The sequence below is a fragment of the Streptomyces sp. 4F14 genome, from assembly GCF_048159485.1.
Taxonomy (GTDB): Bacteria; Actinomycetota; Actinomycetes; order Streptomycetales; family Streptomycetaceae; genus Streptomyces.
The window spans coordinates 40,223-66,279 of the sequence record NZ_JBLRVY010000002.1 but is presented as its reverse complement, the minus strand read 5'-3'; the positions used below and the strand labels follow the sequence as shown (position 1 = coordinate 66,279).

General features: G+C 70.0%; 20 protein-coding genes and 1 pseudogene. 14 read left to right on the top strand and 7 right to left on the bottom strand.

Going from position 1 to position 26,057, the window contains the following annotated elements; genetic code table 11:
* Positions 1-65 precede the first annotated feature (65 nt).
* The 3 genes from ACLZOT_RS02585 to ACLZOT_RS02575 all read right to left on the bottom strand — a co-directional run bounded on the left by ACLZOT_RS02585 (position 66) and on the right by ACLZOT_RS02575 (position 3,344).
* Positions 66-929, bottom strand: a complete 864-nt coding sequence (locus ACLZOT_RS02585; protein ID WP_416967024.1) for a sugar ABC transporter permease — start codon at positions 927-929, stop codon at positions 66-68.
* Positions 930-945: 16 nt separating this feature from the next.
* A complete protein-coding gene (locus tag ACLZOT_RS02580) occupies positions 946-1,953 on the bottom strand; it encodes a carbohydrate ABC transporter permease (protein ID WP_416967023.1) in 1,008 nt (335 codons plus the stop codon).
* Positions 1,954-2,075: 122 nt separating this feature from the next.
* On the bottom strand, positions 2,076-3,344 hold the full coding sequence (locus tag ACLZOT_RS02575) for an extracellular solute-binding protein (RefSeq protein WP_416967022.1): 1,269 nt from the start codon (positions 3,342-3,344) through the stop codon (positions 2,076-2,078).
* Positions 3,345-3,666: 322 nt separating this feature from the next.
* On the opposite strand from ACLZOT_RS02575, the gene ACLZOT_RS02570 reads away from it, so the two are divergent.
* The gene (locus ACLZOT_RS02570; protein WP_416967021.1) at positions 3,667-4,704 is read left to right on the top strand and encodes a LacI family DNA-binding transcriptional regulator; all 1,038 of its coding nucleotides are present in this window, start codon (positions 3,667-3,669) and stop codon (positions 4,702-4,704) included.
* A gap of 98 nt (positions 4,705-4,802) precedes the next feature.
* Entirely contained in the window at positions 4,803-5,924 is a 1,122-nt protein-coding gene (locus tag ACLZOT_RS02565; RefSeq protein WP_416967020.1) for a phosphatase PAP2 family protein, read from the top strand.
* A gap of 366 nt (positions 5,925-6,290) precedes the next feature.
* On the opposite strand, the gene ACLZOT_RS02560 is transcribed toward ACLZOT_RS02565, so the two are convergent.
* On the bottom strand, positions 6,291-7,187 hold the full coding sequence (locus ACLZOT_RS02560; protein ID WP_416967019.1) for a LysR family transcriptional regulator: 897 nt from the start codon (positions 7,185-7,187) through the stop codon (positions 6,291-6,293).
* A gap of 87 nt (positions 7,188-7,274) precedes the next feature.
* Between ACLZOT_RS02560 and ACLZOT_RS02555 the strand changes: the two are divergent.
* Positions 7,275-8,201, top strand: a pseudogene (locus ACLZOT_RS02555) (DMT family transporter); the annotation flags it as partial.
* On the opposite strand, the gene ACLZOT_RS02550 reads toward ACLZOT_RS02555, so the two are convergent.
* Complete coding sequence (locus ACLZOT_RS02550) at positions 8,083-11,073, bottom strand: bifunctional [glutamine synthetase] adenylyltransferase/[glutamine synthetase]-adenylyl-L-tyrosine phosphorylase (protein WP_416967018.1); 2,991 nt, start codon at positions 11,071-11,073, stop codon at positions 8,083-8,085. The pseudogene ACLZOT_RS02555 and the gene ACLZOT_RS02550 sit on opposite strands and share 119 nt — an antisense overlap.
* Positions 11,074-11,317: 244 nt before the next feature.
* Between ACLZOT_RS02550 and ACLZOT_RS02545 the strand changes: the two genes are divergently transcribed.
* From ACLZOT_RS02545 to ACLZOT_RS02525, 5 genes are all read left to right on the top strand, one after another.
* Positions 11,318-12,208 (top strand): alkaline phosphatase family protein, encoded by an 891-nt coding sequence (locus ACLZOT_RS02545; RefSeq protein WP_416967017.1) that lies wholly within the window; start codon positions 11,318-11,320, stop codon positions 12,206-12,208.
* A gap of 1 nt (position 12,209) precedes the next feature.
* Positions 12,210-13,460, top strand: a complete 1,251-nt coding sequence (locus ACLZOT_RS02540) for an MFS transporter (protein WP_416967016.1) — start codon at positions 12,210-12,212, stop codon at positions 13,458-13,460.
* Positions 13,457-14,485 (top strand): TolB-like translocation protein, encoded by a 1,029-nt coding sequence (locus ACLZOT_RS02535; protein ID WP_416967015.1) that lies wholly within the window; start codon positions 13,457-13,459, stop codon positions 14,483-14,485. The genes ACLZOT_RS02540 and ACLZOT_RS02535 overlap by 4 nt, the downstream gene beginning before the upstream one ends.
* 94 nt (positions 14,486-14,579) lie before the next feature.
* The gene (locus ACLZOT_RS02530) at positions 14,580-14,873 is read left to right on the top strand and encodes an AbrB/MazE/SpoVT family DNA-binding domain-containing protein (RefSeq protein WP_416967014.1); all 294 of its coding nucleotides are present in this window, start codon (positions 14,580-14,582) and stop codon (positions 14,871-14,873) included.
* A 217-nt stretch (positions 14,874-15,090) separates the two neighbouring features.
* Complete coding sequence (locus tag ACLZOT_RS02525; protein ID WP_416967013.1) at positions 15,091-15,213, top strand: hypothetical protein; 123 nt, start codon at positions 15,091-15,093, stop codon at positions 15,211-15,213.
* A gap of 51 nt (positions 15,214-15,264) precedes the next feature.
* Here the strand turns inward: ACLZOT_RS02525 and glnA are convergent, their stop codons facing one another.
* Positions 15,265-16,626, bottom strand: coding sequence for a type I glutamate--ammonia ligase (gene glnA / locus ACLZOT_RS02520; RefSeq protein WP_416967012.1), 1,362 nt, complete (start codon positions 16,624-16,626; stop codon positions 15,265-15,267).
* 437 nt (positions 16,627-17,063) lie between these two features.
* Here glnA and ACLZOT_RS02515 point away from each other — a divergent pair, with 437 nt between their 5' ends.
* The 4 genes from ACLZOT_RS02515 to ACLZOT_RS02500 all read left to right on the top strand — a co-directional run bounded on the left by ACLZOT_RS02515 (position 17,064) and on the right by ACLZOT_RS02500 (position 22,346).
* Positions 17,064-17,732 (top strand): DUF3105 domain-containing protein, encoded by a 669-nt coding sequence (locus tag ACLZOT_RS02515; protein ID WP_416967011.1) that lies wholly within the window; start codon positions 17,064-17,066, stop codon positions 17,730-17,732.
* Positions 17,729-18,358, top strand: coding sequence for a DUF305 domain-containing protein (locus ACLZOT_RS02510; protein WP_416967010.1), 630 nt, complete (start codon positions 17,729-17,731; stop codon positions 18,356-18,358). Before ACLZOT_RS02515 ends, ACLZOT_RS02510 begins: the two co-directional genes overlap by 4 nt.
* A gap of 165 nt (positions 18,359-18,523) precedes the next feature.
* On the top strand, positions 18,524-20,470 hold the full coding sequence (locus tag ACLZOT_RS02505) for a S53 family peptidase (RefSeq protein ID WP_416967009.1): 1,947 nt from the start codon (positions 18,524-18,526) through the stop codon (positions 20,468-20,470).
* A gap of 121 nt (positions 20,471-20,591) precedes the next feature.
* Entirely contained in the window at positions 20,592-22,346 is a 1,755-nt protein-coding gene (locus ACLZOT_RS02500; protein WP_416967008.1) for an NAD+ synthase, read from the top strand.
* 205 nt (positions 22,347-22,551) lie between these two features.
* Here the strand turns inward: ACLZOT_RS02500 and panB are convergent, their stop codons facing one another.
* Complete coding sequence (gene panB / locus ACLZOT_RS02495) at positions 22,552-23,418, bottom strand: 3-methyl-2-oxobutanoate hydroxymethyltransferase (RefSeq protein WP_416967007.1); 867 nt, start codon at positions 23,416-23,418, stop codon at positions 22,552-22,554.
* 169 nt (positions 23,419-23,587) lie between these two features.
* On the opposite strand from panB, the gene ACLZOT_RS02490 reads away from it, so the two are divergent.
* Positions 23,588-25,180, top strand: a complete 1,593-nt coding sequence (locus tag ACLZOT_RS02490; RefSeq protein ID WP_416967006.1) for an MFS transporter — start codon at positions 23,588-23,590, stop codon at positions 25,178-25,180.
* A gap of 125 nt (positions 25,181-25,305) precedes the next feature.
* Positions 25,306-25,992 carry a TetR/AcrR family transcriptional regulator gene (locus ACLZOT_RS02485; protein WP_416967005.1) on the top strand — a complete coding sequence of 229 codons (687 nt, stop codon included), beginning with the start codon at positions 25,306-25,308 and terminating at the stop codon, positions 25,990-25,992.
* Positions 25,993-26,057: the final 65 nt, after the last annotated feature.

Sequence of the window (26,057 nt, the reverse complement as noted above, 5' to 3'; positions counted from 1 at the left end):
GGTATCAACAACCGGCAGGCCACGAGCGGGAGTTTCGGGAAAAGCGCGGGTTGTGTCGCTGACGATCAGCCCTTTGTACCGCCCGCTGTCAGACCGGTGACCAGGTTCTTCTGGACGAGGTAGAAGAACGCCGAGACCGGGATCGCGACGAGGACGGCGGTGGCGGCCATCAGGTTGCGCTGGGCGTCGTGCTCGCTGACGAAGCTCTGGAGGCCGACGGCGAGGGTGTACTTCTTGTCGTCGAGCATGAACGTCGTCGCGAAGGCGACCTCGCCGAACGCGGTGATGAAGCTGTAGAAGGCGGCGACCGCCAGACCGGGCCGGGCGAGCGGGAGGATCAGCCGGGCGAAGGTGCCGAAGGGGCTGAGGCCGTCGACGCGTCCCGCCTCGTCGATCTCGAAGGGGATGGTGTCGAAGTAGCCCTTCAGCAGCCATGCCGAGTACGGGACGGCGGTCGTGCAGTAGACCAGGATCAGGCCGAGGTAGGTGTCGATGAGCTGGAGGTCGGCGAGGATCTGGTACATCGGCACCATGAGGACGGTGACCGGGAACATCTGGGTGATCAGCAGCAGCCACATGAACTTGCGGTAGCCGGGGAAGCGCATGCGGGAGACGGCGTACCCGGTGGTGGCGGCGACGAAGACGCCCAGCACGGTGGTGCCGAGGGAGACGATGAGGGAGCTCTTCAGCCAGTCGAAGAAACTGGTGTGCTGGAGCACGAAGCTGTAGTTGTCGAAGGTCATCTTCGACCAGATGCGGCCGGGGTGGAGGTAGTCGTCCTTGTCGGGGCCCAGCGACAGGAACACCAGCCAGGCGACCGGAAAGAGGGCGATCACGCTCGCCAGGACCAGGATGGAGTGCGAGGCGAGGGAGGCCAGCGGGCCGCTTCGGCCGCGCTGCCGGACGGGGGTGCTTGCAGCGGTGGTCACGGGGTAACTCCCTTCGCTAGAGCGCGACTTGCGGGTCGTTGCGGTTCAGCCAGCGCCGGTAGAACGAGGTGAACACGACGAGGATGCCGAGCAGGAGGATGCCGTACGCGGCCGACTGGGCGAAGTCGCGCGGCTGTTGGCCGAAGCCGAGGTAGTAGGCCCAGGTGACGAGGATCTGCGCGTCGGGCGCGGTGTTGCCGAACAGCAGGAAGATCACGGCGAACTGGTTGAACGTCCAGATGACGCCGAGCAGGACGACGGTGGAGGAGACCGAGCGCAGGCCGGGCAGGGTGACGTACCGGAAGCGCTGCCAGGGGCTCGCGCCGTCCATCTCGGCAGCCTCGTAGAGGGAGTTGTCGATGGACTGGAGGCCGCCGAGGAGCGAGATCATCATGAAGGGGACGCCGCACCAGGTGTTGACCATGATGGCGGCGAACCGCTGCCAGAAGGTGTCCTCCAGCCACTGCGGCTGCGGCAGGTGGAGTGCGTCCAGGGCGGAGTTGATGATGCCGCCGTCCGCGAGCATGAAGCGCCAGCCGAAGACGGTGACGAACGTCGGTACGGCCCACGGGAGGACGAGCAGCAGCCGGTAGAGGGTGCGGCCGCGGCGCTTCTGGTTGAGCAGGAGCGCGAGGCCGAGGCCGATCGTGTAGTGGAGGGCGACGCAGAGGGCCGTCCAGACGATCGTCCAGATGAAGTGGGACCAGAAGCGGTCGTAGGCGGTGTCGCCCCAGAGGATGTCGGCGTAGTTGTCGAGGCCGATGAACTTGTAGGTGGCGTCGATGTGGTTGGCGCCGATGGTGCGGGCGGTGTTGAGGCTGTCGGCGTCGGTGAGGGTGAGGTAGAAGCCGTACACCAGGGGGTAGACGACGAGGACGCCGAGGACGATCGCGACGGGGGCGATCATGGCGTACGCGTACCAGTACCGGTCGTAGCTCCGTTTCAGACGCCGGCCCAGGCCGGGCCGTGGCGCCGGTTCGCCGGGCCTCTTACGGCCGGTGGCTCGGTCGATGGCGACTGTCATTGCGACACCTTCTGACGGTTCAGGGGTACTACGACCAAAGAGTTACGACCGGAGCGTTACGGCAGACCGGTGACCGCCGGATCCCTCCCCCGGGGTACGGGAATCCGGCGGCCACGCGGAGCTCACTTGCCGAAGTCGGGGACCAGCTTGGCGATGGCGGTCTCGGCGGTGGACAGGCCCTTGTCGAGGGACTCCTTGCCGCCCGCGATCTTGGGCAGTTCGGTGTCGAGGGGGCCCCACAGGGAGCTGTACTCGGGGAGCGCGGGCCGGGGCTGGGCGGCGGCCAGGACCGTCTGGTAGCCGGCGATGCCCGGGTCGGTCTTGACCTCGGCGGTGTACGCGTCGTCGCGCGTGGGCAGCGTCGAGTTCTTCAGGGCGATGGTGGACTGGGACTTGGCGGAGGTCATGAAGTTCACGAACTTCAGGGCGGCGCTCTGGTGGGCCTTGTCCGAGCCGGCGTACACGGAGAGGTTGTGGCCGCCGGTCGGGGCGCCCGCCTTGCCGGTGGAGCCGGCCGGGACGGTGGCGATGCCGAGGTTGGCCTTGTCCTTGAAGGCGCTGCCCTTGTAGAAGTTGGTGATCTCCCACGGGCCCTGGATGATCGCGGCGACCTTGCCGTTGACGAAGGCGTCCTGGATGTGGGCGTACGCGTCGACGGTGGTGTCGGCCTTGTGCAGGCCCTTGCCGTCGAAGAGGGAGAGCCAGGTGCCGTACGCCTTCTTCGCGGGCGCCGAGTCGACGGTGACCTTCTTGGCGGTGGCGTCGACGGTGTCGGTGCCCTCGCCGTACAGGAAGGTCTGGGCGTAGTACGCCTGGGTGGAGCCCCAGTAGCCGTCGACGCCCGTCTTGTCCTTGATGGTTGACGCGGCGGTCTTCAGCTCGTCCCAGGTCTTCGGGGCGGCGACGCCGGCCTTGGCGAAGAGGGCCTTGTTGTAGACGAGGGCGAGGGTGTCGGTGACCAGGGGGACGCCGTACGTCTTGCCGTCGTACTTGGCCTGTTCGAGCAGGTTGGGCTTGAACTTGGCCTGGTCCGCGAGGGCTTCGGTGCCGTCGAGCGGCAGGAAGTAGCCCTTCTTGGCGAACGCGGGGGTCCAGCCGACCTCGGAGCGCAGGACGTCCGGGGCGCCGGAGGCACCGGCGGCGGTGTCGAACTTGTTCTGCGCCTGGTCGAAGGGGACGTTGACGTACTTGACCTTGACGTCCTTGTTGGCGGCCTCGAACTCCTTGATGAGGGCCTGGTACGTGGGCGCCTCGTTGGTGGCGTTGGAGGTGTCCCACCAGGTGATGGTGGTCGGGCCGGAATTGTCGCTGCCGCTGTCGTCCCCGCCGCACGCCGTCGCCGTCAGGGCGACGGACGCCACCAGCGCGGTGGCCGCTATGCCACGCCGCATGAGTCTCTCCTTGGGTCGAAGCCCGTGCCTGCCGGGCGTCAGGGAACGTAACAAGGCCGCAAGCGTTGCGAAAGTCCTTGCAGCAAAAAAATGCAAGAAACCCGCGATGTTATCGGCGCGTGACCTGGGGAGGATCTCTGTGAGACCCTTGTTTCCAGGGGTCGAGCGGGTTCTTCCGCGGTATGAAAGACTCTGCAAGCTCTTGCTGACACTTTCCCGAGGGGGCCCGATGACACAGCAAGCGGGACGCGGGCGGCCCGTAGGCCGTCCCCGTCGTCCGAGCGGTGCACAAGGGGACACCTGGCCGGTACAGTCCACCCCTGTGACCACACGGCTGGCCGACATCGCCGCGCAGGCGGGGGTGAGCGAAGCGACGGTCAGCCGGGTCCTCAACGGAAAGCCGGGCGTCGCCGCCACCACCCGCGAGTCCGTCCTCGCCGCGCTCGACGTCCTGGGGTACGAGCGTCCGGTACGGCTGCGGCAGCGCAGCGCGGGCCTCGTCGGCCTCATCACTCCCGAGCTGGAGAACCCGATCTTCCCGGCGCTGGCCCAGGTCATCGGCCAGGCCCTCACCCGCCAGGGGTACACCCCCGTCCTCGCGACCCAGACGCCGGGCGGCTCCACCGAGGACGAGCTCACCGAGATGCTCGTCGACCGGGGCGTGGCCGGCATCATCTACGTCTCCGGACTGCACGCGGACACCACCGCCGACATGCAGCGCTACGAGCAACTCCGGGCGCAGGGCGTGCCGTTCGTGCTCGTGGACGGGTTCTCGCCCAAGGTGCAGGCGCCGTTCATCTCGCCGGACGACCGGGCCGCGATGAGCCTCGCCGTCAGCCACCTCACCTCGCTGGGGCACACCCGGATCGGGCTCGCGCTCGGGCCCAAGCGGTTCGTGCCGGTGCAGCGGAAGATCGAGGGGTTCGTGCGGGCGATGCATGAGACCTTGGGACTACCCGCGCAGACCGTCGAGGCCGACCTCGTCCAGCACTCCCTGTACACCCTGGAGGGCGGGCAGGCGGCGGCCACCGCGCTCATCGAGCGGTCCTGTACGGCCGTGGTCTGCGCCAGCGACATGATGGCGCTCGGTGCGATCCGCGCGGCCCGGCAGCTCGGGCTGACCGTCCCCGGTGACGTGTCCGTGGTCGGGTTCGACGACTCCGTGCTCATCGCGTTCACCGATCCGCCGCTCACCACGATCCGCAAGCCGGTGCCGGCGATGGGGCAGGCCGCGGTGCGTACGCTGCTGGAGGAGATCGGGGGTACGCCCGCGCCGCACAGCGAGTTCGTGTTCATGCCGGAGCTCGTCGTACGCGGGTCTACCGCATCGGTACCAGGGGACCGTACGGCTCGTCCCTGAGGTGGAGGCCGGACCCGTACACGCGCCGTAGAACGTGCGGGTCGAACCGGCCCAGGGGATGATCGGGGGACAGCGCTTTTCTGGCAGACTTCATGTCTATGGGTGACGTAACCGTGACATCTTCGGAAGGCCGGGAAACGGCCGTTCCCTCCTCCGTCACGGCCAAGTCCCGACGGCGCGTGCGCAGGCCCCGGCGGCCGCGTCTGTGGTTCGAGATCCTGCTGATCGCGGTGAGTTACTGGACGTACTCGCTGATCCGCAACGCGGTTCCGGAGCAGAAGTCGCAGGCGCTGCGCAACGCCGACTGGATCTGGCGGATGGAGCACCATCTCGGGATCGCGGTCGAGGAGTCCGTCAACCACGCCGTGAACTCGGTGACTTGGCTCATCGTCGGCATGAACTACTACTACGCGACCCTGCACTTCGTCGTCACGCTCGGGGTGCTGGTCTGGCTCTACCGCAGCCATCCCGGGCGGTACGCGGCCACCCGGCTGGTCCTCTTCGCCACCACCGCCGTAGCTCTCGTGGGGTACTACTTCTACCCCCTCGCCCCGCCCCGCCTCATGACCGGCGGCGACTTCATCGACACGGTCGTCGTCCACGAGACCTGGGGCTCCATGGCCTCCGGCGACCTCAAGAACATGTCCAACCAGTACGCCGCGATGCCGTCCATGCACATCGGCTGGTCCCTCTGGTGCGGTCTGACGATCTTCTTCCTGGCCCGCCTGCCCTGGGTCCGCGTCCTGGGCCTCCTCTACCCGACGGCCACCTTGATCGTCATCGTCTCCACGGCCAACCACTTCTGGCTCGACGCGGTGGGCGGAATCCTCTGTCTGACCTTCGGCTTCTTCGTGGCGTGGGCGGTGTACGGGACGTCCCCGTACCGCCTGCCCCAGACGGTCGCGGCGGGCGCTCCGGCGCTGGAGGTGGTGCGGGGGATGCTGGCGAGGATCCCGGGAAAGCGCGGTACCCGGAAGGCATCCGGCGGAACAACAACGGGAACCGCTCCAGGGGTACCACCGGAGGCCGCCGAGGAGCCGGGGCTCGACAGGGCCGGGGGCCGGGACAGCGGCCGGACCGGCGACTCGCCCACGGCAGGCGGGGGCGACGGCCCATCCACCGCAGCCCAGGGCAACGGCTTGGCTGCGGTCCGGAGCAAGACGCAGGGCGCCGATTCGGCCGAGGCCCGGGGCGAGGGGTCGGCGGCGGCCCGGCTCTGAGGGACGACGGCACCCCAGTCCCGGGCTCCGGGTCCGGGTCCGGGTCCGGGTCCGGTCTCAGGCTCGGATTCCACAGCGTCCCGGGCGAAGCGGGAGCGTCGGCAGAGCCCAGCCCGAAAGCCCAGGAGAGGCGCGAGGCGACAGGGCCGGGGACTCCGAGCCCAGGACACGGCGACGCCCCGGCCTCGATGAGGCTCGGTGGCCGTCCGGCCGGGAGCGGCGCTCGGCCTCTGCCTCCGCCGAGAACTCCCGCGCGGCTGCCCCGGGCGCGTGCCTACCGCTCCCGCCGCAGCTCAGCAGGCCGGTCAGGGCCGGCGTCCCGCCGCCACGCCCGCCAAGAACCCCGCATCGCCCACGGTCAGCCGCCTACCGCTCCCGTCGAGGGGCAGCGGCCCTCCCGAGTGCCTCCACGAACGTTCGCAGTGCCGGCGTCAGCTCCGTGTTCTCGCGTACGCCGACGCAGATCCGGCGGGCGGACGAGGGGGCTGCCAGGGGGCGTACGGCGATGTCGTCGCGGGCTCCGCCGAGGCCCAGGCGGGGGATCAGGGCGACGCCCAGGCCGGCGGCGACGAAGCCCTGGGCGGTGACGTAGTCCTCGCTGTCCACCACGAAGTGGGGCCGGAATCCGGCGTTGGTGAAGGCGGCCAGCTGGGCGTCGAGGCAGGGGCCCGGCCATTCGCTGCCGACCCAGGGTTCGTCGGCGAGGGAGGCCAGGTCAACGGTGTCCAGGCGGGCCGCCGGGTGGTCCGGGTGGAGGACGACGGTGTACGGGTCGTCCAGGAGGGGCGTCACCCGTACGCCCGCGCACTGCTCCTCCCCCACGACGAGGACGGCGTCGGCGTGGCCGTCGCGGACCGCCGCGAGGTTCTGCGCGTCGTCGGCGAGCTTCAACTCGACGCGGACGCCGGGGTGTTCACGGCGGACGTGGGCGACGGCGGGGGCGACGAGGAAGGCGCCGGCGGTCGCGAAGTAGTGCACCGCGAGGCGTCCCGTGCGGCCGGCGAGGAGGTCCGCGAGGGCTGTCTCGGCCAAGTCGAGCTGGCGGGCGACGAGTTCGGCGTGCTCGCTGAGCAACACGCCTGCGGCGGTGGGCCGTACACCGCGTCCGACACGCTCCAGCAGGGCCGTACCGGCCTCCTTCTCCAGCGCGGCGATCTGCTGGCTGACGGCGGAGGGCGTGTAGTCGAGGGCGCGCGCGGCGGCGGTGACGGAGCCGCTGTGCACGACGGCTCGGAGGACCTGGAGGCGCCGGACATCCATCATGCAGTCCAGCTTAAAGGTAGCTCCGTAATCTTTCACTTGTCCTGACGGGTCGGGGCGGCGACCGTTGAGGGCATGCCTACTTTCCGTATGGCGGCCCTGGCTCTGCTGTGGGGTTCGGCCTTCCTCTGGATCAAGCTCGCCCTGGACCACGGGCTCACCCCGGCGCAGATCACCATCGGCCGCTGCGCGCTGGGCGCGGCGGTGCTGCTGGCGCTGGCGTGGCGGGCGGGCCAGCGGCTGCCGCGCTCGCGCCGGACGTGGGGGCATCTCGTGGTCGCCGCGCTGCTGTGCAACGCGGTGCCGTTCGCCCTGTTCAGCCTCGGTCAGCGCACGGTGGACTCGGGCACGGCGGGGGTGCTGAACGCGACAACTCCCTTGTGGTCACTGGTGATCGGCCTGCTCCTTGGCAGTGCGGAGAACCGCCGCGTGTCGGGGCTGGTGCTGGGCTTCGGCGGGGTGCTGCTGGTCTTCGCGCCCTGGCAGAGCGGAACGCTGCTGAGCGGAAACGCGCTGTTCCTGCTGGGAGCGGGGGCGAGTTACGCGGCCGCGTTCACGTACATGGCCCGCACGCTCACCCCCAACGACGCCCCGCTCGCCGTCTCGGCGGCCCAGCTCCTCACGGCGACCGCCTGGAGCTCGCTGGCCGTGCCCTTCGCGGGGCCCGTGAAGGCCGACGTGACCGGGCTGTTGGCGCTGCTGGCACTGGGCGTGCTGGCGACGGGCGTGACCTTCTATCTCAACTACCGGATGATCGCCGACGAGGGGCCGACGAGCGCGGCGACGGTCGGCTATCTGCTTCCGGTGGTGTCGGTGACGCTGGGCGCGCTGCTGCTGAACGAGCCTCTGACGCCAAGGGTGTTGGCGGGGATGGCCGTCATCCTCGCCGGAGTGGCCCTCACCCGCCGTAGAACAGCTCCTCGACAACTCCCCTCGCCCGCCGCGTGGTTCGCCGGTAGGCGTCCAGCATGTCCCCCACATGACCGGCCGCGTACCCCAAGTACCGCCCCACAGCGGCGAGTTCCCTAGCCTCCGTGGGGAACGTGTCCCCGGCCCGCCCCCGCACCAGCATCACCGCGTTGCGCACCCGGGACGCCAACACCCATGCCTCGTCCAGGATTTCGGCCTCCTCCGTGCCGAGCAGCCCGGCGGAGCGGGCGGCGGCGAGGGCCTCGCGGGTGCGGGTCGTCCTGAGGCCGGGCTCGGCCCAGCCGTACCGCATCTGGAGCAACTGCACGGTCCACTCGACGTCGGACAGCCCACCGGGCCCGAGCTTGGCGTGCAGCTTGGGGTCGGCGCCGCGCGGCAGCCGCTCGGACTCCATACGTGCCTTGAGCCGCCGGATCTCGCGGACGGCGTCGTCGCCGAGGCCCTCGGCGGGGTAGCGCAGGGGGTCGATGAGGTCGATGAACCTGCGCCCCAACTCCTCGTCCCCGGCGACGGGTTCGGCCCGCAGCAGGGCCTGCGACTCCCAGACCAGCGACCAGCGCCGGTAGTACGCCTCGTACGACTTGAGCGTACGGACCAGCGGCCCCGACCTGCCCTCCGGGCGCAGGTCGGCGTCGATGAGCAACGGCGGGTCGGCGCTGGGCACTTGGAGGAGGCGGCGCATCTCGGAGACGACCCGGTTCGCGGCCTCGGAGGCTTCCCGCTCGTCGACGCCCTCGCGGGCTTCGTGGACGAAGACGACGTCGGCGTCGGAGCCGTAGCTCAGCTCGTGGCCGCCGAACCGGCCCATGCCGATGACGGCGAACCTGGTCGGCAGGGTGTCGCCCCAGCCGTCCCGGACGACGGAGCGCAGGGTGCCGGCGAGGGTGGCGGCGGTGAGGTCGGAGACGGCGGCGCCGACCCGGTCGACCAGGGCGCCCTGGTCGGCCTCGGCGGGCTTGGTCTCGGTGCCGTAGGAGTCGACGATGTCGGCGGCGGCCGTCCGGAAGAGTTCGCGGCGCCGGACGCCGCGCGCGGCACGCACCCCGGCCTCGCCGCTCTCGGCGCGGCCGACGGCGGCCAGCACCTCCTGCTCCAACTGGCCGCGCCCGCGCGGTTCCAGGTCGTCGCCGTCGCCGAGCAGGGCGACCGCTTCGGGGGCCCGCATGAGGAGGTCGGGGGCGAGGCGGCCGGCGGACAGGACGCGGGCCAGGTTCTCGGCGGCGGCGCCCTCGTCCCTCAACAGGCGTAGATACCAAGGGGTCTTGCCGAGCGCGTCGGAGACCTTGCGGAAGTTGAGGAGGCCGGCGTCCGGGTCGGCGGAGTCGGCGAACCAGCCCAACAGGACGGGCAGCAGCGTCCGTTGGATGGACGCCTTGCGGGAGACGCCGGACGCCAGCGCCTCCAGGTGCCGCAGGGCCGCCGCCGGGTCGGCGTAGCCGAGGGCGACCATCCGCTCGCGGGCCGCCTCGGGGCTCAACCGGGACTCGCCGGGGCCGAGCCCGGCGTACGCGTCGAGCAACGGCCGGTAGAACAGCTTCTCGTGCAGCCGCCGGACCACCCCGGAGTGGCGCTTCCACTCCTGGTTCAGCTCGGTGACCGGCTCGGACCGCATCCCGAGCGAGCGCCCCAACCGCCTCTGGTCCTCCTCGCCTTCGGGGACGAGGTGGGTGCGGCGCAGCCGGTAGAGCTGGATGCGGTGCTCCATGGAGCGCAGGAAGCGGTACGCCTCGTCGAGCTGTACGGCGTCCGCGCGGCCGACGTAGCCGCCCTCGGCGAGCGCCCGCAGCGCGTCCAGGGTGGTGCCGCTGCGCAGGGAGGCGTCCGCCCTGCCGTGCACCAACTGGAGCATCTGGACGGCGAATTCGACGTCCCGGAGGCCGCCGGGGCCGAGTTTCAGTTCGCGTTCGACCTCGGCGGCGGGGATGTTCTCGACGACGCGGCGGCGCATCTTCTGGACGTCGGTGACGAAGTTGTCGCGCTCGGACGCCTGCCACACCATCGGGGCGAGCGCCTCGACGTAACTCCGGCCGAGGTCGAGGTCGCCGGCGACCGGGCGGGCCTTCAGGAGGGCCTGGAACTCCCAGGTCTTCGCCCAGCGCTGGTAGTAGGCGAGGTGGCTGCTGAGGGTGCGGACGAGGGGGCCGTTGCGACCCTCGGGGCGGAGGTTGGCGTCGACCGGCCAGATCGTGCCCTCGACGGTGGTCTCGGAGCAGATCCGCATCATGTGCGAGGCGAGCTTGGTCGCGGACCTGAGGGCCTTGCCCTCGTCCGCCCCGTCGGCGGCCTCGCCGACGAAGATGACGTCGACGTCCGAGACGTAATTCAGCTCGTGGCCACCGCACTTGCCCATCGCGATGACCGCGAGCCGGCAGGCGGCGGCGTCCCCGGGGGCGGCGGCGCAGGCGAGGGCGAGGGCCGCGCGCAGGGTCGCTGTCGCCAGGTCGGCGAGTTCGGCGGCGGTCTCGGTGATGTCGGTCGTGCCGCAGACGTCGCGGGCGGCGATCGACAGGAGGCAGCGGCGGTAGGCGACGCGCAGGGAGACGGGGTCGGTGGCCTCCGCGAGACCCCGCTCGAACTCCTCCACCCCGGGGTGGAGATCCCGGGGTTCGTACGTGACCAGGGCCTCCCAGTCGCGGGGGTGGCGGGCGAGGTGGTCGGCGAGGGCCTCGGAGGCGCCGAGCACGCCGAGGAGGCGGTCGCGCAGGGGCTTGGCCGCTATCACCGTGTCCAGCAGTTCCCGGCGGGCGGTGGGGGTGGGCTGCGCCTCCAGCAGGCGGACGAGGCCGTGCAGGGCGAGGTCGGGGTCGGCGGTGGCGCCGAGGGCTTCGAGGAGGACCGGGTCGTTGCGGACGGCGGCCAGCTCGGCGCCGTCCAGGAGGCGTTCGGCGGCGGAGGGGTCGGTGAACCCGTGCCGCAGCAGACGGGAGAAGGTACTGCTTCTGCGCCCCGGCGCCGTCATCCCCGGCCTCCTTCGGTCTGATCAAGGTCGTACGAGACTTCGAGACTAACTCCCGGGGTGGAGACAAGCCCCGGTCCGGCGGCCGCGTCTCACAGAGCGGAGGGCATGCCATCCGTTCACGCGCTCTTCATCCCCCTGGACGGGCGATGTCGCCGCGCAGCTTAATGGCGTGTACATGCTCTGCCCGCACCGCCAGCTCCGTACCGCCCGTAGCTCTCAGGTACTCCCCCCACCGGAGGATGATGTGTCCGGCAGTACCCTCTCCCGCCGTGTCCGCACGGCCCTCGCCGCCTCCGCCGCCCTCGCCGCCGCCTCGTTCGGCCTGTGGACCGGCATCGGGGCCACCGGTTCCGCGCACGCCGCCGGCGCCGTACCCAGCCCGGACCACGTGGTCGTCGTGGTCTTCGAGAACCACGCCTACAGCCAGGTCATCGGCTCCTCCAGCGCGCCGTACCTCAACTCGCTGAAGACCGGCGGCGCGAACCTCTCGCAGTCCTACGGCGAGACCCACCCGAGCCAGCCCAACTACTTCGCCCTGTTCTCGGGTTCGACGCAGGGCGTCACCGACGACAGCTGCTACACCCCCGGTTTCTCCTCCGCGCCCAACCTCGCCTCCGAGGTCATCGCGGCGGGCGGCACCTGGGCGAGCTACAACGAGACGCTGCCGAGCCAGGGTTCGACGACGTGCAGCAGCGGGAAGTACGCCCGCAAGCACAACCCGTGGTTCGGGTTCAGCAACGTACCGGCCTCCACCGCGAAGACGTTCGCGCAGTTCCCGGCCGACTTCACGACCCTGCCGGACGTCTCCTTCGTCGTCCCGAACCTGTGCAGCGACATGCACGACTGCTCGGTGTCGACCGGTGACACCTGGCTGAAGAACAACCTGGGCGCGTACGCGACCTGGGCCAAGACCCACAACAGCCTCCTCGTCGTCACCTTCGACGAGGACAACCGCCTCTCCGGCAACCGCATCCCGACGGTGCTGTACGGCCAGCCGGTCACCCCGGGGTCGTCGTCCTCCACCACCTACAACCACTACGACCTGCTGCGGACCATCGAGGACACCCAAGGTATTAGTACTCACGCGGGCAACGCGGCCGACGCCGAGGACATCACCGGGATCTGGGCGTCCTGAGGTGTACGTAGCGGACAGCCGCGCGAGTACGACGGACCGGGCGCCGGCGTCCGCGACGGTGGGGGCGGCGCGGGTCGCCCCCACCGTGCTCGCGCTCGGCACGGTCAGCCTGGTCACGGACGTGTCGTCGGAGATGGTGACGGCGATCCTCCCCCTCTACCTCGTCACGGGCCTCGGCCTCTCCCCGCTCGGCTTCGGGCTCCTCGACGGCGTCTACAACGGCTTCTCCGCCGTCGTACGCCTGATCGGCGGGCATCTCGCGGACCGGGGCGGCGGGCGCCACAAGTGGGTGGCGGGGCTGGGTTACGCCATCTCGGCGGCCTGCAAGCCCCTGCTCCTCCTGGTGCACACGCTTACCCCCATAGGACTAGTACTCGCGGCGGACCGCACCGGCAAAGGGCTGCGCACCGCACCCCGGGACGCGCTCATCTCCCTCTCCTCCACCCCCGAGAACCGGGGTAGGTCTTTCGGGGTACATCGCGCGATGGACACGGCCGGCGCGCTCCTCGGCCCCCTCGCCGCCTTCCTGATCCTGCGGGCCACGGTCGACGGGTACGACGCCGTCTTCACCGTCAGTTTCTGCATCGCCGTGACAGGGGTCCTGATCCTGGTCCTGTTCGTGCCCGGCGGCCGGACCGAGCGCGTCCCCTCCCCCGCCCAACGCCCCACCCTGCGCGCGGCGTTGGCCCTCCTGCGGCACCGCACCCTGCGCCGTACGGCGATCTGCGCGCTCTTCCTCGGGCTCGCCACCGTCAGCGACTCCTTCGTCTACCTGCTGCTGCAACGCCGGCTCGGCGTCCCCGACCGCTGGTTCGCGCTGCTCCCGCTCGGTACGGCGGCGGCGTTCCTGCTGCTGGCGCTGCCGCTCGGCAGGGCCGCGGACCGGGTCGGGCGGTGGCGCGTGTTCCTCGCCGGGCACGCGGCGCTGCTCGCGGTGTACGTCGTCCTGCTGACCTCCTTGCACAGTCCCGCGCTGCCGTATCTCGTGCTGCTCCTGCACGGCTGTTTCTACGCCGCCACCGACGGGGTCCTCATGGCCGCCGCCTCCGACAGCGTGCCCGAGGAACTGCGCTCGTCCGGGCTCGCGCTCGTCCAGACCGGGCAGGCGCTCGCGCGTTTCGCCTGCTCACTGGGGTTCGGGGCGCTGTGGACGGGGTGGGGGGACCGGACTGCGCTCGGTGTCTCGACGCTGGTGCTGGCGCTGTGCGCGGTGGCCTCCCTGACCCTGCTGCGACCTGGAGACCCGACATGAGTGTGCGTAACCGGTTCCTGGTGCTGGCCTGTGCGGTGCTCGTACTGGCGGGGGTCGCCGTCGCGTCCGTGCTGCACGCGTCGGCCCGCGCGGAGCGGCGGGACCAGGTCCAGGCGGGGGGACCCCCGGTCACGTCCGGCACGGTGTCGCTCGCCTCGCCCGGCCGCATGGTCTTCCGGAACATGGCGTGGGGGCCGCACCGCGACGAGGTGGCATCGGTGCCGGCCACCGACCCCGCCGGGCCCCGCACCGCGTCCGGCGTCAAGTGCCTGCGCTTCTACGCCGCCGCCTCAACCGGCGTATGCCTCCAGGCAGTTCACGGCGCCGTCTCCGACACGTACCGCGCGCTGATCCTGGACGCGTCGCTCCGTGAACGTTCCCGGTACGACGTCCCCGGCATCCCCTCCCGCGCCCGTGTCTCCCCCACCGGTCGCTTCGCGGCATGGACCGCCTTCGTCGGCGGCGACTCGTACGCGGGCACGAACTTCTCGACCCGCACGGCGATCGTGGACACCCGCACAGGCGCCCTCATCCCGACGCTGGAGGACTTCGAGGTGATCAAGAACGGCCACCGGTACACCTCCCCCGACGTCAACTTCTGGGGCGTGACCTTCGCGAGGGACGACCGCACGTTCTACGCGACCATGGCCACCAAGGGCAAGACGTACCTGATCCGGGGTGACCTGCTCAAACGCACGGCGACCACCCTCCACGAGAACGTCGAATGCCCGTCCCTCTCCCCCGACGGCACCCGCATCGCGTACAAAAAACGCGTCCCCGGCCTCTCGAAGGACGCCCCGTGGCGCCTGTACGCCCTCGACCTGGCGACCCTGCGCGAAACCCCCCTCGCGGAGTCCCGCAGCGTCGATGACCAAGCGGTCTGGAAGGACGACCACACCGTCGTCTACGCCCTACCTGGGGACTACGGGGCGGACCTGTACGAGACAGGGGCGGACGGGACGGGGGCTCCGAGGCGCATCAGCACCGCCGCCGTGTCCCCGACGTTCATCTCGGCGGGCGGGTGAGAGAGCGAGAGAGTAGGAAAGTCGGAGAGTTGGAAAGTGGGCAGTTCTGGAGTAGCCTTGAAGTCGGAGAGAAAACACACGAGGGAGGTCGCCCATGGCTTCGGTGACATTCCAGGCCAGCGTGCGCGAGAAGGGGCAGTTGACGCTGCCCGCGGGCGTACGCGAGGCACTGGGGGTTTCCCCAGGTGACGAGCTTGAGTTCGAGATCGACGACGCCGGCGTCGTCGAGGTGCACGGACTGAGGAAGATCCGCACCGACCAGGCATGGTTCTGGACGGGGCGTTGGCAGGCCGGTGAGCGCGAGGCGAGCGAGGACATCGCGGCCGGGCGCACGACCCGCCACGAGGACGTGGACGACATGTTCGCGCACCTCGGCAAGGAGAACTGAGCAGACCGCACTGGAGGCCCTATTGCCGACCTTCGAGACGACCGCCCGTTTCGACCGCGACTTCCGGAGACTCACCGCTCCGGAGCGGACACGGTTCGCGGACACCGTCCGGAACAAGTTCGTACCAGACGTGACCACAGGGCGGTTTCGGCCCGGCCTCCGGGTCAAGCCGGTCCAGGGAGTACGGCTCCCTGACGGCGAACACCCCGTCATGGAAATGACGTGGGCCCCTGACGGACGCGCCACCTGGCAGTACGGCGACGAACTCCGCGAGGGCGAACGGCACATCGTCTGGCGCCGGGTCGGCGGGCACGAGATCTTCGATCCCGGGCCCGCCTGAGGAAACCGGGAGCGGCCCACTGAGAGGTGGGCCGCTCCCGCATATCCGTCCTTACAGCACCGGCAGGTTCTTCCGCAGTTCGAAGGCCGTGACCTCGCTGCGGTACTCCTCCCACTCCTGGCGCTTGTTGCGCAGGAAGAAGTCGAAGACGTGCTCGCCGAGGGTCTCCGCGACGAGGTCGCTGCGTTCCATGAGGGTGAGGGCCTCGCCGAGGTTCTGCGGGAGGGGCTCGATGCCCATGGCGCGGCGTTCGGCGTCGGAGAGGGCCCAGACGTCGTCCTCGGCACCCGCCGGGAGTTCGTAGCCCTCTTCCACGCCCTTCAGGCCGGCCGCCAGCAGCAGCGCGTACGCCAGGTACGGGTTCGCGCCGGAGTCCAGGGAGCGGACCTCGATGCGGGCGGAGCCGGTCTTGCCGGGCTTGTACATGGGGACGCGGACCAGGGCCGAGCGGTTGTTGTGGCCCCAGCAGATGTAGGAGGGGGCCTCGCCGCCGGCGCCGGCGGTGCGTTCCGTGCCGCCCCAGATGCGCTTGTAGCTGTTGACCCACTGGTTGGTGACCGCGGAGGTCTCGGCCGCGTGCTTGAGGAGGCCCGCGATGAAGGAGCGGCCGACCTTGGAGAGCTGGTACTCGGAGCCGGACTCGTAGAACGCGTTGCGGTCGCCCTCGAAGAGCGAGAGGTGCGTGTGCATGCCGGAACCGGGGTGTTCCGAGAACGGCTTCGGCATGAACGTCGCCTGCACACCCTGCTCCAGCGCGACCTGCTTCATGACCAGGCGGAACGTCATGATGTTGTCGGCGGTGGAGAGCGCGTCGGCGTACCGGAGGTCGATCTCCTGCTGGCCGGGGGCGCCCTCGTGGTGGGAGAACTCCACCGAGATGCCCATGGACTCCAGCATGGTGATCGCCTGGCGGCGGAAGTCCATGCCGATGTTCTGGGGCGTGTGGTCGAAGTAGCCGGAGTTGTCGGCGGGGGTGGGGCGGGACCCGTCGAGGGGGCGGTCCTTCAGGAGGAAGAACTCGATCTCGGGGTGGGTGTAGAAGGTGAAGCCCAGGTCGGAGGCGCGGGCGAGGGCGCGCTTGAGGACGTACCGGGGGTCCGCGAAGGACGGCGAGCCGTCGGGCATGAGGATGTCGCAGAACATCCGGGCCGTGCCGGGCGCCTCGGCCCGCCAGGGCAGGACCTGGAAGGTGGACGGGTCGGGCTTGGCGATCATGTCGGACTCGTACACGCGGGCGAAGCCCTCGATCGCCGAGCCGTCGAAGCCGATGCCCTCGTCGAACGCCTGCTCAAGCTCGGCCGGCGCGACGGCCACGGACTTGAGGAAGCCCAGTACGTCCGTGAACCACAGGCGTACGAACCGGATGTCGCGCTCCTCCAAGGTCCGGAGCACGAACTCCTGCTGCTTGTCCATCTTCCGCTTCCCCATCCTTGCTGGTCAGGCCGCCGGCCCCTCGTCCCTTCGGGAGGCGGTCGGGCACCCGAGCATCACACCACAACACCATTTCATGCGCGTTGCAGACCATGATCGCCCGCCCGACCCGGACCTGAACGCCTCACATACGCCAGGTGTACGACTCCGGTCCCCATCTTGCCTGCTCGAACCGGTATCCGTAATGCCCGCCGGGCACGTAGCTCTCAGGGTGGGGGTGAGGCCGTCGGTCCGGAGGGGTACTACTTCCGTATCACCCAGGGTGTTACATAACCGGCTATTCGCACCGGCGCTTCCCGGACACCTCCGTCCTTGGCCGCGCCCTCTCTACACCACCCCCCTCCTCCCGCATTACGATCAGCCCACTCGAACGCCTCGAACACCCCCCACCGCCCCTGCCCCGAGAAGGACAGACACCCATGGGATCCGCGAAGAAGACCGGCAGCGCCGAGCGCAAGGCGCGAATAGAGGAGATGCGGCGGGCCGAGAAGGCCCGGGAGCGGCGCAGCCGGCTGCTGATGATCACCGGGAGTGTGGTGGTGGTCGCCGGGCTCGTCGCCGGCGGCGTGTTCGTGATCCAGAAGAACAAGGACGACAACGACGCGAAGGCGGTCGCCGACGCGAAGGCTTCGGGGAAGTTCGAGACCGGTTCGGACGGGGTGAAGACGTGGAAGGGCACGCTGGGCCGGACCCACGTGACCAAGAAGGTGACGTACCCGACCGTGCCCCCGGTCGGCGGTGACCACGCCGCGGTGTGGATGAACTGCAACGGCGACGTGTACCCGAAGGCGCTGAACGACATGAACGCCGTGCACTCGCTGGAGCACGGCGCGGTGTGGGTGACGTACAACTCCAAGGCCCCGAAGGCCGACGTGGACGCGCTGGCCGCGAAGGTCAGGAAGACGCCGTACACGCTGATGAGCCCGGACGACAAGCAGGCCGACCCGATCATGCTGACGGCGTGGGGCCACCAGCGGACGGTGACGGCGGCGAGCGACCCGAACGTCGACAAGTTCTTCGAGAAGTACGTCCAGGGCGAGCAGACCCCGGAGCCGGGCGCCGCGTGCACGGGCGGGCTGGCGAAGTGAAGCTCGGACCCATCCTGACCGGCGCGGCGGTCACCGCGTTGCTGGCGGCCGGCGGCATCACGTACGCGGTGGCGCAGGACAACGGCGCCGGGCGGACGCTGTCGGTACCCGCGGCGGACTCGGCGGACGCCGGGTTCGCGCGGGACATGGCGGTGCACCACCAGCAGGCCGTGGAGATGTCGTACATCGTGCGGGACCGGACCTCCGACGAGGAGGTCCGCCGGCTCGCCTACGACATCGCGCAGACGCAGGCGAACCAACGGGGCATGCTCATCGGCTGGCTGGACCTGTGGGGGCTGCCGAAGGTGTCGTCGCAGGAGCCGATGACCTGGATGGGCATGGGGAACATGGCCTCCGGGAAGGACGGCGCGCTGATGCCCGGGATGGCCACCAACTCCGAGCTGGACAAGCTGCGTTCGCTGAGCGGCAAGCAGGCCGAGGTGTTCTTCCTGCAGTTGATGACCGACCACCACAAGGGCGGCGTGCACATGGCCGAGGGCTGTGTCTCCAAGTGCACGGTGGGCGTGGAGAAACGCCTGGCCCAGGGCATGGTCGCGGCGCAGGAGTCGGAGATCCAGCTGATGGCGGACATGCTCAAGGAGCGAGGGGCGGCGGCAAGGCCGTAGGGTTTTCCCTACAGTTCACGGAGATATCCGCCAAATCACCCCAGAAGAACCGCACTTGGTTCCCTCTTGGTTCCCGCATTCCCCTGGCATGAACCGTTCGTCGCGAGAGTGACCGGCACGTCGAGTGATCCGCTCTCGTCGTCGAACCACATGACAGGGGGTCTCATGAGATCCAACCGTGCCGCGCTGCGCGCCGGAGTGAGCCTGGCGGCGGCGCTGCCGATGGTCGCGGGCGCGCTGGCGCTCGGCATACCCGCGGCCCACGCCGCGGACGCCCCGGCCCGTGACACGCTGGCCGGGACCAAGCCGGCGTGGGCCACCGCGCAGGCCGACAAGGGCGCCACCGCCGACAGCGCCCAGGTCTCCGCCCGGGTCTACCTCGCGGGCCGCGACGCGCAGGGCCTGGCCGCCCTCGCGAAGTCCGTCTCCGACCCGGACTCGGCTTCGTACGGCGCCTACTTGAGCGCCCAGCAGGCCCAGGCCCGGTTCGGGGCCACCCCGGCCCAGGTCGCCGCGGTCCAGGCGTGGCTGACCAAGGCCGGTCTCCAAGTCACCGGCACCACCCAGCACTACGTGTCGGTGAGCGGTGATGTGGCGTCCGCCGAGCGGGCGTTCGGCACCCAGCTGCACAACTACACGAAGAGCGGCCACACTTACCGCGCCCCCGCCAAGGCGGCCTCCGTCCCGGCGACCCTGAACGACGCCGTCCTGACCGTCACCGGTCTCGACAACGCGCCGCACCGGGCCGACGCCAAGGACCAGCTCCCGGCTCCGTCCACGGTGTTCAAGAACGCGGGCCCGTTCTCCTCGTACTACGGCTCCAAGATCGCCTCCACCCTGCCGGACGCGTACGGCTCGAAGATCCCGTACGCCGTGCAGGGGTACACCGGCAAGCAGCTGCGGGCCGCGTACGGCGCCGGCAAGTACACCGGCAAGGGCGTGCGCATCGCCATCACCGACGCCTTCGCCTCCCCGACGATCGCCTTCGACGCGCAGACCTACGCCAAGGCGCACGGCGACGCGAAGTGGAAGACAGGCCAGCTCACGCAGGTGCTGCCGAAGACGTACACGCACACCTCCAAGGACGAGTGCGACGCGGCCGGCTGGTACGGCGAGGAGACCCTCGACGTCGAGGCCGTGCACGCGGTCGCGCCGGACGCGAACGTGACGTACGTCGGCGGCGCCTCCTGCAACGACGACGACCTGCTCGACGCGCTCAACAAGGTCGTCGACAACCACCTCGCCGACATCGTCTCCAACTCCTGGGCCGGCCTGGAGGACCAGCAGACGCCCGACCTGGCCGCCGCCTACGACCAGACGTTCCAGTTCGGCGCGGTCGAGGGCATCGGCTTCTACTTCTCGTCCGGTGACGACGGCGACGAGGTCGTCAGCAGCGGCACCAAGCAGGTCGAGAGCCCGGCCAACTCGGCGTGGGTGACGGCCGTCGGCGGCACCTCGCTGGCCGTCGGCAAGGGCGACAAGTACCTGTGGGAGACCGGCTGGGGCACCCAGAAGGCGACCCTGTCGGCCGACGGCAAGAGCTGGACCGGCTTCCCCGGCGCGTTCACCTCCGGCGCGGGCGGCGGCACCAGCAAGACCGTCGCCGAGCCCTTCTACCAGAAGGGTGTCGTCCCGGACGCGCTCGCCAAGGCCAACAGCGCCGCCGGCAACCGCGTGCTCCCGGACATCGCCGCGATCGCCGACCCCAACACCGGCTTCAAGGTCGGCCAGACGCAGACCTTCCCGGACGGCTCGCAGCAGTACAGCGAGTACCGCATCGGCGGCACCTCGCTCGCCGCGCCGGTCATCGCCGCCGTCCAGGCGCTCGCCCAGCAGGCGCGCGGCGGCAAGGCGATCGGCTTCGCCAACCCGCAGATCTACGCGCGGTACGGCACGAAGGCGTACCACGACGTCACCGACAACCCGACCGGCAAGGGCCTGGCGGTCGCCCGCCTCGACTTCGTCAACGGGTACGACGCGACCGGCGGCATCACGACGTCCGTGCGCAGCCTCGGCAAGGACAGCTCGCTGTCGGCCGTGAAGGGGTACGACGACGTGACCGGCGTGGGCTCGCCCGCGAAGGGTTATGTGGAGTCGTACAAGAAGAAGTAGCTCTCCTGGGGTAGTGCTCCCGGGGTACCTCTTCTGAGGTAGCTCTCCCGATGGGGTGGCGTGAGGTGGCTGACACCTCGCACCACCCCATCGCGTCGCTCTGACGATTACACTGAAAAACGTGCCTCAACTTCGTCTCGCTCTGAACCAGATCGACTCCCGCGTCGGCGACCTCACCGGCAACGCCGAGGCGGTCCTCCGCTGGACCCGGCACTCCGCCGAGCAGGGTGCGCACCTCGTGGCGTTCCCGGAGATGGTGCTGACCGGCTACCCCGTCGAGGACCTCGCCCTGCGCTCCTCCTTCGTGGAGGCGTCCCGTACGGCCCTGCGCTCCCTCGCCGCCCGCCTCGCCGAGGAGGGCTTCGGCGAACTCCCCGTCGTCGTCGGCTACCTGGACCGCTCCGACGCCGCCCAGCCGAGGTTCGGCCAGCCGGCGGGCGCTCCGCGCAACGCGGGCGCGGTGCTGTACGGCGGTGAGGTGGCGCTGTCGTACGCCAAGCACCACCTCCCCAACTACGGCGTCTTCGACGAGTTCCGCTACTTCGTGCCCGGCGACACGATGCCGGTGATCCGGGTGCGCGGCGTCGACGTCGCCCTCGCGATCTGCGAGGACCTCTGGCAGGAGGGCGGCCGGGTGCCCGCCGCGCGCTCCGCCGAAGCGGGTCTGCTGCTGTCCATCAACGCCTCGCCGTACGAGCGCGACAAGGACGACACCCGCCTCGAACTGGTCCGCAAGCGCGCGCAGGAGGCCGGCTGCACGACCGCCTACCTCGCGATGATCGGCGGCCAGGACGAGCTGGTCTTCGACGGCGACTCGATCGTGGTCGACGCGAGCGGGGAGGTCATCGCGCGGGCGCCCCAGTTCTCCGAGGGGTGCGTGGTCCTGGACCTCGACCTGCCGGCCGCCTCGGACGACGCTCCCACGGGCGTGGTCGACGACGGTCTGCGCATCGACCGCGTGGTCCTCTCGGGGGACCCGGTCGCGTCGTACGAGCCGACGATGCCCGGCGCGTACGCCGAGCGCCTCGACGACGACGAGGAGGTCTACTCGGCATTGGTGGTAGGTCTCAGGGCGTACGTCGAGAAGAACGGCTTCACGTCCGTCCTCATCGGCCTCTCCGGCGGCATCGACTCCGCGCTCGTCGCGGCGCTCGCCTGCGACGCGGTCGGCGCGGCCAACGTGTACGGCGTCTCCATGCCGTCCAAGTACTCCTCGGACCACTCCAAGGGGGACGCGGCGGAGCTGGCGCGGCGGACCGGCCTCAACTTCCGTACGGTGCCGATCGCGCCGATGTTCGACGCGTACATGGCGTCCACGGAGCTGACCGGGCTCGCCGAGGAGAACCTCCAGTCCCGGCTGCGCGGCACGCTCCTGATGGCCATCTCCAACCAGGAGGGCCACATCGTCCTCGCCCCCGGCAACAAGTCCGAGCTGGCGGTGGGCTATTCGACCCTCTACGGCGACTCGGTCGGCGCGTACGGCCCGATCAAGGACGTCTACAAGACGTCGATCTTCCGCCTCGCTCAGTGGCGCAACCGGGCTGCCGCCGAGCGCGGCCAGACCCCGCCGATCCCGGAGAACTCGATCACGAAACCCCCGAGCGCGGAACTCCGCCCCGGCCAGGTCGACACGGACTCCCTGCCGGACTACCCGGTCCTCGACGCGATCCTGGAGCTGTACGTGGACCGCGACCAGGGCGCCGACGCGATCACCGCCGCCGGCTACGACCGCGAACTCGTCGTCAAGACCCTCCGCATGGTCGACACGGCCGAGTACAAGCGCCGCCAGTACCCGCCGGGCACGAAGATCTCGGCGAAGGGCTTCGGCAAGGACCGCCGACTGCCGATCACGAACGGGTGGCGGGAGTCGGTCTGACACCGGGCGACCACACACGACAGCAGCCCGCCGACGGGGGGAGGATCGGCGGGCTGCTTCGTTGTGCCGGGAATGGCTCAGTGGCTCAGCCACTCGATGGCTCAGCCAGACGGTGGTCGGGTGGCCGAGTGGTCGGGTGGCCGAGTGGTCGGGTGGCCGAGTGGCTCAGCCACTCACCGCCTCAACCACCCGCCGGCCCACCCCCTCAGTGCACCGAGTGCTCCTCCTGCGGGAACGTTCCGCCCACCACGTCCTCCGCGTACGCCTTCGCCGCGTCGGTCATCACCTTGCGGAGGTCGGCGTACTGCTTGACGAACTTGGGGACGCGGCCGGAGGTCAGGCCGAGCATGTCGGTCCAGACCAGGACCTGGGCGTCCGTGGAGGGGCCCGCGCCGATGCCGACCGTCGGGATGTGCAGGACCCGCGTGACCTCGGCGGCGATCTCCGCCGGGACCAGTTCGAGGACGACGGCGAAGGCGCCCGCGTCCTGGACGGCCTTGGCGTCGCGCAGGAGCTGGGCGGCGGCCTCCTCACCACGGCCCTGGACGCGGTAGCCCATGGCGTTGACGGACTGGGGGGTGAGGCCGATGTGGGCCATGACGGGGATGCCGGACTCGACGAGGAGGCGGATCTGTTCGTGGGAGCGTTCGCCGCCCTCCAGCTTGACCGCGCCGACCCCGGCCTCCTTGACCAGACGGGTCGCGGAGCGCAGCGCCTGGACGGGCCCCTCCTGGTACGACCCGAAGGGCAGGTCGCCGACGATCAGCGAGCGCGTCGTACCGCGTACGACGGCCGCCGAGAGCATGGTCATCTCGTCGAGGGTGACGGGTACGGTCGTCTCGTAGCCCAGGTGGCAGTTGCCCGCCGAGTCGCCGACGAGGATCACGGGGATCCCGGCCTCGTCGAAGACGGACGCGGTCATCGCGTCGTACGCGGTGAGCATGGGCCACTTCTCGCCGCGCTCCTTGGCGAGGGCGATGTCGCGGACCGTGATGCGGCGGGTGCCCTTCCCCCCGTACAGCGCTTTGCTGCCGTCGGTGGGTTTGGTCTGGGCAGCCGAAAGCTGCGTCATGGCAACGGCTCCTTCTGTCATCTCGAAGCGCCCGTACGGCGTCCCCGGATCACTCCCATGGTCGCACCTGAGGACTACGGGGGCCAGAGCACCCCCGGCGGGTAAGAGACGGGTAAGGATTAACGATACGGATCGGTGCCGTATCGGAATGGGACCTACGCTCGGAAGTATGACCACTCCCGCCGCCCCCGCAGGGCCCCGCATACCGGAAGCCGTCCACAGACGGCGCTGGGCGATCCTCGGCGTCCTGATGCTGAGCCTGCTGATCGTCGTGCTCGACAACTCGATCCTGAACGTCGCGATCAAGACCATCTCCACCCCGGCCCCGGTCGGACTCGGCGCGACGCAGAGCGAGTTGGAGTGGGCGATCAACGCCTACACGCTCGTCTTCGCCGGACTCCTGTTCTCCGCCGGGCTGTTGGGCGACCGGGTCGGCCGCAAGAAGGTGCTGCTCGGCGGGCTCGCGGTGTTCGGCATCGGCTCCGCGCTCGCCGCGGAGTCCGGCTCGCCGGGTCAACTCATCGCGTTCCGGGCGCTGATGGCGCTGGGCGCGGCGTTCGTGATGCCGGCGACGCTGGCCGTCCTGATGAACGTCTTCGAGCGCGAGGAGCAGCCGAAGGCGATCGGCATCTGGGCGGGCGGCGTGGGTCTCGCCATCGCGATCGGGCCGATCACCGGCGGGGTCCTCCTCGACCACTTCTGGTGGGGTTCGGTGTTCCTGATCAACGTCCCGATCGTGCTGGTCGCGGTGGCGCTGATGGTGTGGCTGGTCCCCGACTCGCGCGACCCCAGTCCCGGCCGGATCGACCCGGTGGGGGTCGTACTCTCCGTGGTCGGACTGGTACTTCTGGTGTACGGGATCATCAAGGGCGGCGAGCTGGCCGACTTCACCGATACGACGGTGCTGGTGACGATCGTCGCGGGGCTCGCGGTGCTGACCGGGTTCGTGCTGCACGAGAAGCGCAGCGACCATCCGTCGATCGACATCACGTACTTCAAGAACAAGGTGTTCTCGGCGGCCATCGCGGCGATCGCTCTCGTCTTCTTCGCGCTGATGGGCGTGACGTTCTTCTCGGTGTTCTACACGCAGAGCGTGCGCGGGTACTCGCCGCTGGAGACGGGTCTGCTGATGCTGCCGCTGGCCGTCGCGCAGATGATCTTCGCGCCGCGGGCCCGGCTGGTCGTCGACCGGTTCGGGAACAAGGCGACGACGACCGGCGGGCTCGTGGTGATCGCCGGGACACTGCTCGCGTTCGCGACGTTCGACGAGGACACGCCGATCTGGCTCCTGGAGGTCGTGTTCTTCCTCATGGGCACCGGCATGGCGCACATCATGACGCCGACGTCCGTGGTCATCATGCAGGCTCTGCCGCGCGAGAAGGCGGGCTCGGCGAGCGCGCTCAGCAACACGTTCCGCCAGGTCGGCGGCGCGCTCGGGATCGCCGTACTCGGCTCGGTGCTGTCGACGTCGTACCGGAACGGGATCCAGGACCATCTGACGGCGCTCCCGGCCGGGTTGCGGGAGACGGCGGGCGAGTCGATCGAGGCGACGCTCGGGGTGGCGGCGAGACTCGGGCCGCGGGGGCGGGAGTTGGTGGGTCCGGCGGACGACGCGTTCCTGCACGCGATGCATGTCACCGCCGTGTGGGGGGCGGGGGTCGCGGTGATCGGCGCGGTGGTCGTGGCGCTCTTCTTGCCCGGGAAGCCGCAGACGGACGCCCAAGGGGCACAGCAGGAAGGCGAGTTGACCAAGAAGGGCTAGGAGCAGGTGCTTTTAGGGGCGCGGGGCTGTGTCGATGTGCGGCTACCGCCGCGCGGGCGCGAGCAACCACAGCGGACCCGCACCCACGAACAAACCCGTCCCCCCACATGAACGAAAATCCCCAGATGACCACTGACACCGGCAAGGCCCCCCCACCTCGCGGCCGCCCCCGCAGCGAAGCGGTCGAGCGCGCCATCATCGAGGGCACGATGAAGCTCCTCGAAGACGGCGTCTCCCTCGCCGAGTTGTCGATCGAGCGCATCGCCCGCACGGCCGGCGTCGGCAAGGCCGCGATCTACCGGCGCTGGAGCAACAAGGAGGAACTGTTCGTCGACGTGATCCGCGCGACGGAGCCGGAGGACCCCGAACTCCCCGGCACCTCCATGCGGGACGACCTGGTGACCCTCCTTGAGGCGCTGCGCCTGCGAGGGCTCGCCAACCGCTCGTCGGCGATCCTCTACAGCGTGCACGCGCAGATGAAGAGCAGCCCGAAACTCTGGGCGTTCTACCACAGCGTCGTCATCGAACCCCGCCGCCGCATGGGCCTCGACGTCCTGCGCCGGGGCCGGGAGAACGGCGAACTCCGCACCGACCTCGACCTGAACCTGATCAACGACCTGTTCGTCGGCCCCCTCCTGACCCGCTCGATCCTGCGCCCCGACGCGGACCTCCCGGAGGGTTTGGCGGAGGACGTCGTGGACACTCTGCTCGAAGGGCTACGACCCGCACCAGTCGTACGACCCGTCAGCAGACCGGAGAAACGGCCGGAAAACAGCGCGCACACAGGGACACGTCCCGTCGGTCCCCGGTGAGAATTCGGAATGTCCGTATTCGGTCACAGACCCCGCCCCGAGCAGCACTGACGGAACTCCTGACA